The 15,292-nt window shown below is 44.4% G+C and carries 10 protein-coding genes and 2 pseudogenes; 8 read left to right on the top strand and 4 right to left on the bottom strand.

All coding sequences use genetic code 11. The features are described 5' to 3' along the window. Window positions 1–174: 174 nt before the first annotated feature. Window positions 175–573 (bottom strand): helix-turn-helix domain-containing protein, encoded by a 399-nt coding sequence (locus J2Z66_RS09070; RefSeq protein WP_209971066.1) that lies wholly within the window; start codon window positions 571–573, stop codon window positions 175–177. 663 nt (window positions 574–1,236) lie between these two features. Between J2Z66_RS09070 and J2Z66_RS09065 the strand changes: the two genes are divergently transcribed. Continuing rightward, the gene (locus tag J2Z66_RS09065) at window positions 1,237–1,995 is read left to right on the top strand and encodes a class I SAM-dependent methyltransferase (RefSeq protein WP_209971065.1); all 759 of its coding nucleotides are present in this window, start codon (window positions 1,237–1,239) and stop codon (window positions 1,993–1,995) included. A gap of 189 nt (window positions 1,996–2,184) precedes the next feature. Further along, window positions 2,185–2,361, top strand: a pseudogene (locus J2Z66_RS09060) (winged helix-turn-helix domain-containing protein); the annotation flags it as partial. Window positions 2,362–2,441: 80 nt separating this feature from the next. Here J2Z66_RS09060 and J2Z66_RS09055 read toward each other — a convergent pair. Continuing rightward, window positions 2,442–2,963, bottom strand: a pseudogene (locus J2Z66_RS09055) (response regulator transcription factor); the annotation flags it as partial. Window positions 2,964–3,043: 80 nt separating this feature from the next. Continuing rightward, a complete protein-coding gene (gene ilvB / locus J2Z66_RS09050) occupies window positions 3,044–4,780 on the bottom strand; it encodes a biosynthetic-type acetolactate synthase large subunit (RefSeq protein ID WP_209971063.1) in 1,737 nt (578 codons plus the stop codon). A 1,572-nt stretch (window positions 4,781–6,352) separates the two neighbouring features. Here ilvB and J2Z66_RS09045 point away from each other — a divergent pair. The 5 genes from J2Z66_RS09045 (at window position 6,353) to J2Z66_RS09025 (ending at window position 13,166) form a co-directional block, all read left to right on the top strand. Beyond that, a complete protein-coding gene (locus J2Z66_RS09045; protein WP_209971062.1) occupies window positions 6,353–7,321 on the top strand; it encodes a 2-hydroxyacid dehydrogenase in 969 nt (322 codons plus the stop codon). A gap of 673 nt (window positions 7,322–7,994) precedes the next feature. After that, window positions 7,995–8,264 (top strand): hypothetical protein, encoded by a 270-nt coding sequence (locus J2Z66_RS09040; protein WP_209971061.1) that lies wholly within the window; start codon window positions 7,995–7,997, stop codon window positions 8,262–8,264. 153 nt (window positions 8,265–8,417) lie between these two features. Beyond that, window positions 8,418–10,322, top strand: a complete 1,905-nt coding sequence (locus J2Z66_RS09035) for an ATP-binding protein (RefSeq protein ID WP_209971060.1) — start codon at window positions 8,418–8,420, stop codon at window positions 10,320–10,322. A 299-nt stretch (window positions 10,323–10,621) separates the two neighbouring features. Then, window positions 10,622–12,271 carry a glycosyl hydrolase family 18 protein gene (locus tag J2Z66_RS09030; protein WP_209971059.1) on the top strand — a complete coding sequence of 550 codons (1,650 nt, stop codon included), beginning with the start codon at window positions 10,622–10,624 and terminating at the stop codon, window positions 12,269–12,271. Between the two features lie 409 nt (window positions 12,272–12,680). Further along, the gene (locus tag J2Z66_RS09025; protein WP_209971058.1) at window positions 12,681–13,166 is read left to right on the top strand and encodes a MarR family winged helix-turn-helix transcriptional regulator; all 486 of its coding nucleotides are present in this window, start codon (window positions 12,681–12,683) and stop codon (window positions 13,164–13,166) included. A 60-nt stretch (window positions 13,167–13,226) separates the two neighbouring features. Here J2Z66_RS09025 and J2Z66_RS09020 read toward each other — a convergent pair whose 3' ends face one another. Continuing rightward, window positions 13,227–14,567 (bottom strand): TrkH family potassium uptake protein, encoded by a 1,341-nt coding sequence (locus tag J2Z66_RS09020; RefSeq protein WP_209971057.1) that lies wholly within the window; start codon window positions 14,565–14,567, stop codon window positions 13,227–13,229. Window positions 14,568–14,740: 173 nt separating this feature from the next. On the opposite strand from J2Z66_RS09020, the gene lspA reads away from it, so the two are divergent. Further along, window positions 14,741–15,265: a signal peptidase II gene (gene lspA / locus J2Z66_RS09015; RefSeq protein WP_209971056.1), complete on the top strand. Its 525-nt coding sequence runs from the start codon at window positions 14,741–14,743 to the stop codon at window positions 15,263–15,265. Window positions 15,266–15,292: the final 27 nt, after the last annotated feature.

The following is a 15,292-nucleotide window of genomic DNA, read 5'->3' as shown; positions in this document are numbered from 1 at the left end:
TGAAGTCCTGAATTCTTTTGAAAAGCTTTGTAGAATAGGTATGTTTCAATGCTTCTATGTGAACGGGGGTATGAGGGAATAGGTACTATTTGCCAATATAGGCGAACCCATAGGGGCATGAAAGAGGAAACTCTCAGCTTGGTGATAGTACTTCTTAACCATACGTATAATCCTTTAGTTCTCTTCTGGCTTCTCTCCTGGCTCATCTTCCGGCTTCTTCTTGTCAGGGGGCTGATCTGTACGGTCACGAATCATACGCTCCATGATATCAAGCACCAACTGCATGTCTTTCTCGTCCAAGGGGACGCCATCCCAATGAAGCGAGGCTCTGTTGAGAAACTCCCTGGCGTTCTGTGTTTGATGGACTGGATCATGGTTCTCCATAAGTCCAAGTAAATAGTCGGTCGAAGTATTTAGGGCTTTGGCAATATCCTGCATGGCTTCCAACGTAGGATGACGATGCCCGGATTCGTAGCCTGCATAGGTGCTCTTGGCGATTCCTAATTGATCAGCCATTTGCTGCATGGTCATTTTTCTTTGTTTTCTTAAGTATTTCAGACGTTTAGCAAGCAAAGGGATTCACCTCAGAATTCAACGAAGACGTGGATGGACAGGCAAGACTTGCGGGCAAATGCGTATATGACTGGTCATGGGGTAGGCCCCTCTGAGTAATTAGAATCATAATCTTACCTTCCTTACTAGGCTTTCTTGCATACAAAAATGAAAAATGAATTCCTACAATTCCGGGTGGAAATGCCCATTTACTTTTTCGATTTTATGTTTTTTTATTATATCACAAATGGGTTCCAAAATATCGGATTTTTTGGAAATTAGCTGGTTTTTTATAGCCGCTATATAAACATACGTAAGTTTGGGCGATTTGGATCATTTTTTTTCAAATTTAGTGTCGAAAAGGCAAGCAGGTATTTGGTTGGCACTTGCATAAGTGGCCTTTAACGGCCAGAATCGCCCCTACAAGCGCTCGGTTCAGAGCTGTAGGCATTCATACGGTTCTGAGCAAAAGAAGCTCATTTGAGACGTTAATGTGCCGCACGTAATCCCAGAGAAGGGAGCAAGTATCATTGAGAGCTTCATGGAGATAGCAGGTGGTATACAGCCGCAAGGGCGCTGCCATCCGTTTACTCGTTCAGCCAAATGGGTTACTATAGGGGTACTAGAGATATTCGCCATTATGTTGAATTAGTTTAAACAATTTTGCTAAGGGAGGTAGAGCGTATGGGATCGAAGGAAAGATTTTCTGACCGAGTCGACAATTATGTGAAATATCGTCCTGATTATCCGAAGGAAATGATTGATTTTTTATATGAAGATTTGGGATTCTCTGCTTCATCTACGGTAGTGGATATGGGGTCTGGGACGGGGATTTTCTCCAAGCTGCTGCTCGATCGGGGGAGTCGGGTTATTGCGGTGGAACCTAATCTGGAAATGCGCAGCGCGGCTGAGGCACAGTTGGAAGGCCACAATCACTTTACTTCCGTAGCAGGAACGGCAGAGGGGGCTCCTTTGGAATCGCAGTCTGCTGATTTTGTGGTTGCTGCCCAGGCTTTTCATTGGTTTGACAGGGGGCTTGCCAAGCTCGAATTTTCCAGAATTCTCAAGCCGTACGGTAAAGTCGTCCTTATTTGGAACAATAGACAGGCAGATCAATCTGCTTTTAACCAAGCCTATGAAAATATTCTTTTAAAATATGGCAAGGACTATACGCAGGTCCGGCATACGAACCTTCATGAAGATGATTTTAAGGAATTTTTCCAAAATGGGGCGTATACCAAAAAGACCTTTGCCCACCAACAAAGATTTGATTTTGACGGACTGAAGGGAAGGCTGCTCTCATCCTCCTATATCCCGCTTCCGGGTGAGTGGAATCATGAGGCCATGCTGGAGGAACTGCAAACGGTATTTAACCAGTTTAATGAAAATGGCATCGTTACTTTTCACTATGACACTGACATTTATTTTGGGGAATTTAAGTAGTTGAACTAGCTGAACTAGATGAATTAGCTGGATTAGCTGGACTAGGACTAACTGGACAATAGCAAAGCAAAAGGTCTTCTCTCCCATAAAGGAAGGGAAGACCGCAGTGGGAAGGCCGTCGTACCAATCTTTGTTCGTTGTCTTTTTAATAATCCAGCTTGTCTAACGCTTCTATAGCATAGTTCAATTCAACGTCTTACCCGGGAACAGCTGATCGTGCAAATATGGGGGATGGATTATGAAGGTGACGACCGGACGGTCGATGTTCACATAAAGAGAATACGGGAACGTTTTGCCGGCGATACCCAGCATTTCCGCATCGAAACCGTCCGCAGTCTCGGGTATCGGCTCGAGGTGAATAAATGATAAGAACGCTATATGTCCGTGTTGTGATTACGTTTCTAGCTGCGATGACGATCGGTCTTCTCCTATCGGTCCTTATCGGACTGCTCCTGTTCGAGAAAGAAATTGACACTACTGGCCAGCTTACAGAGCAGCTCGAACTCCTTCAGCGGAAGCGTAAGCACCTCATCTCCCCGGATCACTTTGAAGGCTCGCAGGTCCAACACGATATCGCCTAGCTGAATGGTCTGGGAAGCAGCAATGCGATAACGCTTCAAAAGCGCTTTTACTCTCATAATAAGCTCAATGGGGTCAAAAGGCTTCGTCAGGTAATCATCCGTTCCCAACTGATAGCCTTTCACCTTTTGTGCCATTTCTGCTTTGACTGTTACCATCAGAAGTGGAGTGTCCGGATATGTCTTCCGAATTTCTTTGCACACATCCCAGCCATCCAGATGCGGCATCATGATATCGAGGATAACGACATCTATTGCTGAATTCTCCATGATGGACAGTGCTTCTACACCATCTCTCGCTTCGACAGGTTCAAACCCTTCATTTTTCAAGTACAAGGTCACGAGCTTTCGAATATGCGCGTCGTCGTCTGCGACAAGTATTCTGGTCATGTCTATGCGGTACTCCTTAAAAGTTTATTTAGGCCGAATCCTATAACCATGCCCTTTACTTTCGAGTATACCACCCTTCATCATTCGAAATCTCCCATAATCATCTGATCTAAGGTTGTTCCAGCGAGAACCATAGGATATACATTCTCTTCTTTTGGAATTACAAACTCCACAAGTACAGGTCCAGGAATCTTCAGAGCCTCTTGCCAAATAAGGGAAGCCTCTGCTTTGTTACTTGCTCTAAACCCCTTAATCCCGTAAGCTTCAGCCAGTTTTACGAAGTTGGGGCTACCAGCAAGATCAATCTGGCTGTAACGCTTTTCGTACATGATTTCCTGCTGCTGTTTGACCATACCCAACACTTGATTGTTGATCACGACAATTTTGACCGGAATTTGATGAATGGCACAAATAGCCATCTCTTGTGCACACATCTGCATGCCCCCGTCACCGTTTATAGAGACCACAAGCCGGTCTGGATTTCCTATCTGAGCACCTATAGCAGATGGAAATCCGAATCCCATGGTGCCAAGACCTCCTGAAGTTATGAGTGAACGAGGATGTTTAAATTTGTAAAATTGGGCTGCCCACATTTGGTGCTGGCCAACATCGGTGGTAATAATCGCTTCCCCTTGGGTTGTCTCATGAATCATTTCGAGAACAAATTGTGGTTTAAGCTCTGTTTCGGAATCTTTGTAACGCAGTGGATACATGGATTTGTTTTCCTGGATTTTATGGACCCATTTAGTGAATTGGGAAGGCACAGCTTTCGTATTTGCATATGTGAGTACAGCCTTAATATCGCCGATACAAGCAATGTCTGTTTTGATGTTTTTGCCAATTTCAGCCGGATCAATATCGATATGGGCAATCTGTTTGGCGCAAGGAGCAAAACCATCCACTTTCATCGTAACCCGGTCATCAAACCGTGAGCCCATAGAAATAATCAGGTCAGCATTTTGAATGGCCATATTCGCCGTATACGTTCCATGGTGGCCTGGCATTCCCAGCCAAAGGTCGTGAGCACTTGGGAAACCTCCCAATCCAAGCAAAGTGGTGGTCACAGGAATTTTCGTTTTATTTACGAACTCCAGCAGCTCATTGGATGCGTTGGAATAAACGACCCCACCCCCAGCTATGATGATCGGCCTTTCGGATTGTGCAATAGCCACAATTAATTGATCTATCTCCGTTTGATCCGGATTCTGACTTGTGGCTGGATTGTAACCGCGCAAATTCATATCGGTGGATGGTTGAAAAAGCATTGTATGATTGGATACATCCTTAGGAATGTCGATCAATACAGGACCTTTCCTTCCAGTGTTTGCAATATGAAAGGCTTCACGGATGATGCGGGGAAGGTCCTGTACGTCAAGAACTAAGTAACTGTGTTTAGTAATTGACATCGTCATACTAACGATATCTGCCTCCTGAAAGGCATCCGTGCCCATAGCTGTTGTTGGGACATTACCAGTGATGACCACAAGAGGTACAGAATCCATATAGGCAGTCGCAATTCCGGTTATTAAGTTTGTCGCTCCTGGACCCGAGGTGGCGATGCAAACTCCTACTTTCCCAGTTGATCGGGCATATCCATCCGCCGCGTGGATCGCCCCTTGCTCATGCCGAGTCAAAATGTGTTTAAAGTCTGGATTACCAGCCATTGCATCATAAATGTACAGGACATTTCCACCTGGATACCCAAAAACACATTCAACACCTTCCAATAGCAAGCCGCGTAAAAGGACCTCCGATCCAGTTACGCATTCCTGAGAATGTTGATGCGAGTGGTGCGAGGATATAGATACTTTTTCCATTTGACTACCTCCTTAAAAAAATAAATAACCCCTCTCATCCAAAGGCGGCAGAAAACAACTGCCGAGCCTAAGGGACGAAAGGGGAACATTTCGTGGTACCACCCAGATTTGCTGAGAATCTTACGATTCCAGCCTCATGAGGTAAGGTTTGCCTTACCTGCAGCACGGTAACGTGTGCTATTCCGTTTGAGCCTACTCGTCGGACCCATGCTTGAACTCATGAACCCATGATCCATGCAGGAATCGACTTTCGATCAAAAGCTCCGAGACGACATCATACAAAGGGATTATGGCAAAGGTTTCAGCGTTTCCTTTGCTCTCTGGGCATAAGAGCCTTCGTATTTTTTTCTCTTCATCGCTTTAATATTTGAGAAAAGCGCTTTTTCGCATCCTTTGAGGAGCGTGTTCGTGACGCTAGAGCAGGGGGAGGGAAGGGATGTGAGCTCCAGCCGCTGTTAAAGAGTGGAACAAATCTTTAAATGCGGACGCTAACGCTCTTCCACCAACACCCATTCGCTTCTTCCAGCTACAGTGGCACGAGCACCAACTCAAACGGACAGCCAGAAAGGGTTTTTGCTTGTTTGGAGGTGATATCGTAGCAAGCGCTGGGGATGAAGATCCCCCCCCGACCCCACTTGCTACTTTAGCGATGTTTTTCATCGCTAAAGGCACCAGATCGGCCTAACAACCTTGCTTTAACGATGAAAAACATCGTTAAAATCTCTTTTGCCACCCACAGAGGCCATCCGCCCTCTTTTAACGATGAAAATCATCATTAAAGTGGCTGACTGACCTGGAACACTAACTTTAACGATGAAAAACATCGTTAAGTGAAAGATTAAGTGAAAGCATATATTAAAAAATAAATAACCCCTCTCATCCGAAGGAGGCAGAAAACAACTGCCGAGCCTAAGGGACGAAAGGGGAATGATTTCGTGGTACCACCCAGATTTGCCAGAAATCTTACGATTCCAGCCTCATGAGGTAAGGGTTGCCTTACCTGCAGCACGGTAACGTGTGCTATTCCGTTTGAGCCTACTCATCGAACCCGTGCTTGAACCTGAACCCATGAACACATGAATCCATGCTGGAATCGACTTTCGATCAAAAGCTCCGAGACGACATCATACAAAAGGGATTATGGCAAAGGTTTCAGCATTTCCTTTGCTCTCTGGACATAAGAGCCTTCGTATTTTTTTCTCTTCATCGCAATTTATAATGGAAATTATGATAGCACAGAGCGTGCGATTTTTCAAATGTAATGATTTATTGCATTATACTACCAAGATAAATAAACAATCAGATACGAACACTTTTAACAGATTATTCCATGATGACGACCCCGTACTAATGATCCATTACGAAATATATATTGAAAAAACAGGACCAAACATTATAAAATTAAATGGTACTTATTTCCTAGATCTAAATGCTTAATAAGTTGGATTTTTGATAAAAAAGGGGATATAGCGGTGGAAATGTTGAATCGAATATGGCGGGTAGGTTACAATCAAAGTTAACTATAGAGAACAGTAAGCGTGAAAATATGGGTTGCGGAAGGAGTTAAAGCGGATGAAACCAGTTGTTTTTATTGATAGAGTAATTCCTGCTGAGGTGGAGGCTTATATTGCTGAGCATTGCGATTATAGCAGATGGGATCGTCCTGAGCGGATGTCCCGCGAGCTGCTGCTGGAAAAGCTGGCCAATGTGGACGGTTTGCTGACAGGTGGAGCCAAAATTGACAACGAGCTTCTGGAGCATGCTCCAAAGCTGAAAGTGGTAAGCAGCATGAGTGTTGGTTACAACCACTATGATACAGCTGCAATGAAAGCCCGTGGCGTCATGGGGACGAATTCCCCTTATGTTTTGGATGAGACGGTAGCAGATTTGGCTTTTGCTCTTATACTGGGGACGGCCAGGAGAACTTCAGAGTTAGCTGAGTATGTGAAGGCTGGCAAATGGCAAGCTGACGACAATGAAGTTTTATATGGTGTTGACGTTCATCATGCGACTTTAGGGATTATTGGCCTGGGAAGAATCGGGGAGGCCATCGCCCGGCGCGGCAAGTTTGGCTTTGGGATGAATGTCCTATATCATAACCGCAGTCGAAAGCAGGCGGTGGAGGATGAGCTGGGCGTCAGCTATCGTTCCTTGGATGAACTGCTTAGTACAGCAGATTTCATCGTTCTGATGACGCCACTTACCCCTGAAACGACTCGTCTGATCGGTCGTCGCGAGTTTGAGTTGATGAAGCCTTCCGCTACATTTATTAATGTATCCCGCGGGCAGACGGTTGACGAAGAAGCGCTGATCGAAGCTTTGCAGAACAAGAAGATCCGTGCGGCTGGGCTGGATGTGTTCAACCAAGAGCCTGCGGATCCCGGCAATCCCTTGCTTCAGCTGCCTAATGTTCTGGCGCTGCCGCATATCGGATCGGCTACTGCACAAACCAGGTTTGATATGGCTATGCTCGCTGCGAAGAACCTTGTAAGCGCAGTGACTGGCCATGTGCCGCCGAATTTGGTGGAAGAGCTAAAGTGACGAAGTTTGAAACCAGGAAGATTGGAAAAGCTGGAAAGTATATTGTAAAAGAAGACTTGAAAGAAGGTTTGAAAACACTCAAGCCTTCTTTTAACAGATAAGCTAGTTTAAGTGCCTTTCAGCATAAAGCGTGGGGAGCCCTTGCTGGCAGTCCGGTTGAGCGTGGCATGTTCGTGCGATTGCGGCTGAGAGGGGATGGAGTTGGGAGGAAAGGCGACAGTAGTAGCCTAGCTAGAGCCCAGTTAGTATCCCAATTAGCAACCCAGTTAGCAACCTAACTAGCAGCCCGCATCTTCCGAAATGAGCGTGTGCTTCACTTAACGATGTATTTCATCGTTAAAAGAGGGCGGATGGCCTCTGAGGGTGGCTATAAGAGGTTTTAACGATGTTTTTCATCGTTAAAGCAAGGTTGTGGAGAGGACCTGGTGCTTTTAACGATGAAAAACATCGTTAAAGCAGCGGTTCCTCCGGGTTCCTTTCAGCTTATTTGAGTTCCTCTCAGCCGATCTAAGCTGATCTAAGCTCATCTCAGCAGTTGGAGCCCGCACCCATTCCCTCATCCAGGCACCGGCGTCACGAACAAGCACCTCAAAGGCGCCGGAAGGCGTCTTTCTGAACTAGGATGGTTATCGCAGAAGACTGGAGAGGGAGAAGGAGAAGGAGGTGTATGGGTATGACACTAGTATATATTTGTACGCTTGCGTTGTTGGCTGCTGCCCATTTCTTTTTGTGGAAAATGATGAAGAGCAAGAGGGCAGGGGCGGGAATATGGAGTGTGCTGCTATTTATTATTCTGGCCCTTCCGGTGTCCTATGCTGTGTATGATAATGATCGGAATGCGTATGTTGACGCCAATATTGGGCTGGGGATCGCTTTTCTTTTTACTTGGGCGGTCACGGTTATTCTGTTGGTTTATGGCATTGTACGGCGCTTTATACGATAGGAAGTAGAAAATCAGATGTATTCTGTGGGAATACTACTTATTTTTCAAAATTTAACAATGTTTTTGCAGGATAAAGAAGGGAAATTATCGAACTTCGTCGAAAAACATACTATACATTGCCTGATTGCCAATAATATCATGATGAGGTGCTCCATGAAAATTGTGCCTAAAATCATGGCCGTATTCGTTCTATTAGAGTTTTGTATGTTCGTATCGGTTCGAATCCCTGTAAGTGCAGCGACTGAACAAAAGATGGAGGTCATCGGAGAGTGGCAAATCAAGTGGGGTGCTGAACCGATAGCCTCGATGAAAAGCTCAGAGGTGCAAAGTAAGGACGGCTGGTTACAGTGCAATTCACAGAGCCTTTTGCTGAGTAAGCCCAAGGGAATGTCGTCAGCTTGGATAAGAATGGAACTGCCAGAGGTGGATTCAGACCTCCACGGAGTATATCTCGGTAAGGTGTATGCCCAGAACCTGATCATTTTCATCGGAGACCGCAAGGTATATGAGTCTGCTCGAAATGTTTTATATGACGTCAATAGAATCCTACTGCCCTTAGACCGTGAGGATTCAGGAAAGACATTAATCATTATGGCAGAGAGTGAAATGGGGCGGATCGGACTTGGTAAAGAAGTGCTGGTTGGAGAGTTCAGCAGCTTGATGGCGCTTTTTGTCAAAGGGGATCAATGGAGTGTTACTTTCGGAAGCACGCTGCTGTTTATTTCGCTTACGATGCTGATGGTCTCTATTTTTCTTAAAAAACCTCAATTCTCCACATGGATTTTGTTAAGCATCATCAACCTGACCATAGGTGTGCTATTGATCACCTACTCTCCTTATTTATTTACCTTTTATAAACAGCATGCAGGTATTTATCCCGTTTTCTTCGATCTTTCCCTATACATATTTCTGCCTGCTTTGTATTTCTTTTTCGAAAAAATCTTCGGTCCTGGCTACTTCTCTCTTATAAAGAGGCTTGGAAGGCTCCAGGCAGTCTATTCTTCGTTTTGCATCCTGTTCCTGATCTTCAATTATGCTTCGAATTTTAGCTTCAACAATGCTTATTTTTTTGCTACGGTTACGATTCTTGGCTTCTTTATGCTGCTTGAATCGATTGTACTCGTCAGCTTCTCGCTCATTTATGCGATTAAAGGAAACAAGGATGCTCTTTTATTTTCCGGTGGTTTCGGCTTATTTGCAGTAGCTGGCACAGTGGATCTTGTTAAGTTCTACATGAGTGATCAGGCCTCGGAATTATTTTATTGGAAATTAGGGGCTCTGGCCTTTGTTGTTTGCCTTGTTGTTCTGTTAGGAAAAAGGCTTGCGAGCTACCACGATCAGTTGATTAACTATTCAAAGAAGCTGGAGCTGCATAATAACCAACTTCAGCATTCAGAAAAGATGGAAATTATTAGTGAGTTGGCGGCATCAGTTGCCCATGAAGTGAGGAATCCTCTGCAGGTAACGCGCGGTTTTTTGCAGCTTCTTATAGAGAAGGGCAATGAGGACGATAAGGGAAAAAAGTATATGGCTTTAGCGGTGGAGGAGCTGGATAGGGCGGCTAACATCATCACAGATTTTCTAACGTTTGCGAAGCCGCAGATTGAAGATGTGACGGTACTTGATATTGGTGCGGAGCTGCATCAGATTGAGGGCATGATTCTTCCAATGGTCCGTTTGCAGGGTGGACAGATCCAGATGGATATTCCACCAGCGCTTTACATTCACGGAAACTCCTCGAAGTTCAAACAGGCCTTGATCAATGTGATCAAAAACAGTATTGAAGCCTTGCAGATCGAGGGAGAAATCCACATCTGGGCGTACGAAGAAGCGGGTCAAATCATTATGCACATCAAGGATAACGGTGAAGGCATGGAGCCCGTAGCGCTAGGCAAATTAGGGGAACCCTATTTCTCGATGAAAACGAAAGGAACCGGACTTGGCTTGATGGTAACGTTCCGCATCATAGAAGTTATGGAGGGGACCATTGAGTTTAAAAGTGAGAAGGGAGTAGGAACGGAGGCGATTCTTCGGTTTCCTGCTGTGTCTGAAAGTTAATAAACTTTTTTACCATCATTTCATTCATATTGTATTATAGTAAAAATTAACCAATAAAACAATCTTTTTTTTGAAAATTATAGGATTAAATACCTATAATCAGTCTTTTTAGTAGTCTTCGACATAGTCGGAGGCTGCTTTTTTTATTTGATGTACCGTATGCAGATAGCGCTGTGTTGTGTTGATATGCTATGTCCATTTTCGAAACTAATTTCTATTTGCACACGTCTATATTATAGTTGTACTTTATGAGGACACCTTATTTGTCCAGATCAGATATCTCAATAGAAGGAGCTAATATGCTAAAAAAGGTAGGCTTAAAAGTAGGTTTAAAGGCAGGATTATTGGTTTTATTATTTGCTATGTTGTTTACGAGTAGTGCTTTTGCGTATGATGTCCAGCTTCGGCCGTTTACAGATGAGGAATTTGATTACTCGCGCGACCCGATTTATACTTTATCAGCTTTAGGGATCATTGATGGATTCTCTGATCAAACCTATCGTCCTAGTGAAGCGTTGTCTCGAGAGGCTTTTATAAAGCTGCTCGTTATGGCCGCGAAAATAGAAACGAAGCAAGCCACAGGAAGTATCCCTGCAGATGTAGCCAAGGATCGGTGGTCTGCGCCTTATATTTCTGTTGCGTATGAGCGGAAATGGGTAGATAGTTTACTAGATAAAGCGGGATTGTTCCATCCTGCACAAACGATAACTCGTCAAGAAGTAGCTATGCTAATGGGAAAATTTCTGCTAGATTCAGAGAGCGAAGATGTACGCCAGCAATGGCTAGCGACAGATTGGAAGCAGGAGCGGGCTTCACGTGCTTTTAAGGATCAAACGACGATAAATGAGGCCATGCAGCCCTATGTCTATTACACTGCACATCGAGGCATTATGGAGGGCGATACAGCTGGCTTTAAGCCCAAGGAGCCATTGATTCGTAAGCAGGCAGCTGCAGTGATCTATCGTTTAATAGATACAACTATTGCCGGACAAAAAATAGATTTCACCGGTTTTTATGCCATAGAATCGTACGGGGCGATTACCCAAATGAACAAGCTCTCCGATGTGATCTTTGGCTGGTCTCACCTGGAATACGCGACAACTGGAACTGCAAAGTTAAATACCGACACAACAGTTAACCGCATTCCACTCGGCTCCGAGGAAGTCATAGCAGCGGCAGATACCGCTCAAATCAGCAAAGAGCTGATGGTATTTTACGATAGCAACAATTTGAAGGACTTTCTCAAGGACAAGCCTGCCCAGAAGGCATTTATCTCTTCCTTGCTCATAACCCTAAACAATCCGACCTACCAATTTACGGGGGTAAGCATTGACTTTGAAGGCTTGCGGGAAGCGTCAAGCGCTGCGGATTATCTTGCATTTCTTCAGGACCTGAAAGATCAGCTCGGTACTTATACTTTATCTGTTTCAGTACCTCCAACTTATTATTATCCAGGCTACGATCTTAAGGGAATCGGCAAGCTGGCTGATTTGGTTATCCTTATGGCATATGACTTCACGCATAGTGGCTTAACCCCAAATGAAAGTAAGCTGCCCTCGGCACCATTGCCGCTCGTCAATGATACAGTCCAAATAGCACTTGCATCTATTCCTAAAGAAAAGCTAGTGCTTGGTATCTCCAAACAGGCTAACCAGTGGGTTACGACCAATGGTGTAACGAGAGCTCCAGTAAGCCCGGCGATTGCAGATGTGGAAAAACGATTAGCCATGGCAGGCGTTACCCAAACGTGGATGCTGCCTTATTTTGTGAAGCAAGCTTGGTTCGAGGATGCACGTGGGAGTCATGAGATGTACTATGAGGACACACAAAGCATTGCCAAAAAGCTCTGGCTCGCCAAGTTTTATGACCTCAAGGGAGTCTCCTTATGGTTCATGGGCAGCTATACAGCGGCAGATTGGGTGCTCATTGGCCAACAATCAGCTAAATAAAGAACAAAATAAAGAACTAAGAAAAGGTTGAGTTGAAAAATGGATCTAGCGCCGTAATGGCGCTTTTTCTGTTTTCTTTCATTTAGATGGCGATCAGATGGTAAATAGATGGCATATAGATGGTTTTTGGATGGTAGGGGCGGCGGGTGGTGGCTTATGTGTCAGATTGCTTTTTCTGAGGTAAGTGCAATTGTGCTGTTAAATCCCAAAATAAGCTGATGCCAGCAAGGTGGTTTAATCGGCGAGTTTGCCATTTTGTAGATAAAACAGAAAAAACTTATTGAAAGATTTAATGAGGGGACACATGCAGGGCATAACAAAAAAGTGGCTTAAATGTTAAGGTGACTAAAACAAATAAATTAGTGTATACTATAGCCAGAATCAGATGAAAAATAAAGGAGTTCTAGGCATGGATGATATTAAGGATAAACAGGCACTGGCCTATAAAATAAAAACGGTAGCGGATGCAACAAGTGCGATTTTTTTGCAGGATTATAAGAACCTGTTGAGCGACGATTATGCGAATCTTACATCCAAGCAGGGGCTTCTTCTGGAAGAGATTAAGGATAGCCCCAAAACCGTTAAGGAAATTGCTGAAAGCTTCTCCACAACGCCCAGTGCTGCCAGTCAGTTAATAAGCAAGATGGAGAAAGAGAATTACGTGAAGCGGGAAATTAATTTGAAAAACCGCAGGGAAATCATTGTTTCGTTGGCGGAAAAGGGGTTGCAATATCACAAAAAAATGTCGGAAGCGGATATGGCTCTGATGGAGAAATATTATTTGCGTTTGGAGAAAAAGGATTTGGAGCAATTGCTGGTTTTGCAGGAGAAAGTATATGCGATCTCGCTAGCGATTAATGAAGGGGAACAGAAATCCGAGCTGCAAAAGAAATGATTATGATTCCTCCTGCAGCAGATTTCGGTGAGAAAATTCATGTGAATGTCAACAGCCGGACTATCCGATGATGATTTTTCCTTCCGGGTGTCGGTAGAGCTCTTTTTTGCTTTTTGGCTGGAGCGCGTAGGCTAGGGTTAATGCACCTATTCTTCCGATGAACATCAATAGTATTATTAATATTTTGCCGGAAAGGGTCAGATCTGGTGTGAGTCCCATGCTGAGTCCGACGGTGCCAAAGGCCGATGTCGTTTCAAAAAGAATCATCAAAAATTGATGGTCTTGGGTTGTAGATAAGATCATCGTAGAAACGACTACCAGGGCGAGGGCCATCAGTGTAATCGTAATCGCTTTGTAGATGTTATCCTTGGGTAAACGATGACGGAAGAGGATGACATCATCCTTTCCGCGAATCATCGCAATGATAGCTCCGATCAGAATGGTGAAGGTGGTAATTTTGATGCCGCCTCCTGTCGAGCCTGGAGCAGCGCCGATAAACATGAGCACGACCATGAAAAATTGCGTTCCTTCTCTCAAACTGGCAATATCGAGTGTGCTGGTGCCCGCTGAGCGCAGGCTGACCGACTGGAAGAAGGAAGCCAGCGTTTTGCCGCCGCCACCTAGTGGGCCGAGTGTGAGTGAATTCGTATATTCAAAAACGAAAATTACAACAGCTCCAAGCAGAATTAATACGCCCGAAGCAGACAGAACGACTTTGCTGTGTAAAGACAGCTTGCGTGTTTTGCGGTATTCGATCAGGTCGGACATAACGATAAAGCCGATTCCGCCGAGAATGATGAGAATCATCGAGATTATATTGAAGATGATATCGTCAACCTCGTGATTCAAGCTTTGGTACCCGCCAAACAGGTCAAATCCGGCATTGTTGAAAATCGACACGGCATGGAAAATGCCAAAATAAATCGCTTGTCCAAGAGGCATTTCAAAAGACCAGCGCCAGGCGAACACAACAGCGGCGGTCCCCTCGATCGTAATCGAGAAGAGAATGACCCTTACCAAGAGACGGACGATGCCTTCGATATTGGAGTGGTTCATGGATTCTTTGAGTACAAGCCGGTCGCGCAGCGAAATTCTTTTCCGCCACATAATGGCGAACCAGGTTGCCATGGTCATAAAACCTATGCCACCAAGCTGTACCAGAATCAAGATTATGATTTGTCCGAACGTTGAGAATTGTGTTTTTATATCCACAACCGATAATCCAGTTACACACATCGCCGATGTTGCAGTAAATAAAGCGTCGATAAACGGGAAGGGGTGACCAGTCTTGTTGGAAATGGGCAGTTTCAGTAAAATAGTGCCCACCAGGATGATCATGGCGAAGCCAGACGCCAGTATTTGTGGCGGTGTAAGTTTGAGATATAAAGAAGAAAGCTTCAACTAGGTTCACCTCTTAGGGTAGAATACCATATTGCTTACAAGTTGAACATATAAGAGTTAGTGCTAACATGTATGAACTAGTGCCGACATACAAGAGCTAGTGTTAAACATATATGTGCTAGTATTGGCATTAAAGTCACGAAAATTCAAATTGTGCTTCAGATTGTGGTATTATGTTATTAATTATTGATCAAGCCATCGATCGAATCGGAGGAACTTTTGTGTATTATTTGATTGCATTGCTCGTTTTTGTGGTAGACCAGGTTACGAAATGGTTGATTGTGAAATATTTGGACATCGGTGATGTGAGAAGTGTGATTGGGGATTTTTTCTCGATTACTTCGCAAAGAAACAATGGAGCGGCTTTTTCCATTTTGGAAGGGCAGCGCTGGTTTTTTCTCGTCGTTACCAGTATTGTGATTGTCGGGATCATCTGGTATATGAACAAAATCAAGACTTCCGGAACCCGGCTGCAGCTTATCGCATTAGGTCTTATTCTTGGCGGAGCTGTCGGGAATTATCTGGATCGCGCTTTGTTTGGGGAAGTAGTTGATTTTCTAAGCTTTCATTTCGCCTTTATTAACTATACGTTTGCAACCTTCAATATTGCCGATTCCGGCATTGTCTGTGGTGCAATCTTGATGATGTTTGATTTATTTCGTACCTCACGTAAAGAGAAAGAATCCGTAACGGAGTGAGGAACGTAAGGTAGACGGAACCGCGAG

It is taken from the genome of Paenibacillus eucommiae, from assembly GCF_017874215.1.
GTDB lineage: Bacteria > Bacillota > Bacilli > Paenibacillales > NBRC-103111 > Paenibacillus_AI > Paenibacillus_AI eucommiae.
The sequence above is the reverse complement of the archived record's forward strand: the minus strand, read 5'-3'. Positions and strand labels throughout refer to the sequence as shown.

Bases quoted from the DNA above. Each gene is read 5' to 3' on its own strand.
- J2Z66_RS09065 (WP_209971065.1), top strand. From the start codon at position 1,237: ATGGGATCGAAGGAAAGATTTTCTGACCGAGTCGACAATTATGTGAAA.
- ilvB (WP_209971063.1), bottom strand. From the start codon at position 4,780: ATGGAAAAAGTATCTATATCCTCGCACCACTCGCATCAACATTCTCAG.
- J2Z66_RS09045 (WP_209971062.1), top strand. From the start codon at position 6,353: ATGAAACCAGTTGTTTTTATTGATAGAGTAATTCCTGCTGAGGTGGAG.
- J2Z66_RS09040 (WP_209971061.1), top strand. From the start codon at position 7,995: ATGACACTAGTATATATTTGTACGCTTGCGTTGTTGGCTGCTGCCCAT.
- J2Z66_RS09035 (WP_209971060.1), top strand. From the start codon at position 8,418: ATGAAAATTGTGCCTAAAATCATGGCCGTATTCGTTCTATTAGAGTTT.
- J2Z66_RS09030 (WP_209971059.1), top strand. From the start codon at position 10,622: ATGCTAAAAAAGGTAGGCTTAAAAGTAGGTTTAAAGGCAGGATTATTG.
- J2Z66_RS09025 (WP_209971058.1), top strand. From the start codon at position 12,681: ATGGATGATATTAAGGATAAACAGGCACTGGCCTATAAAATAAAAACG.
- lspA (WP_209971056.1), top strand. From the start codon at position 14,741: ATGTTATTAATTATTGATCAAGCCATCGATCGAATCGGAGGAACTTTT.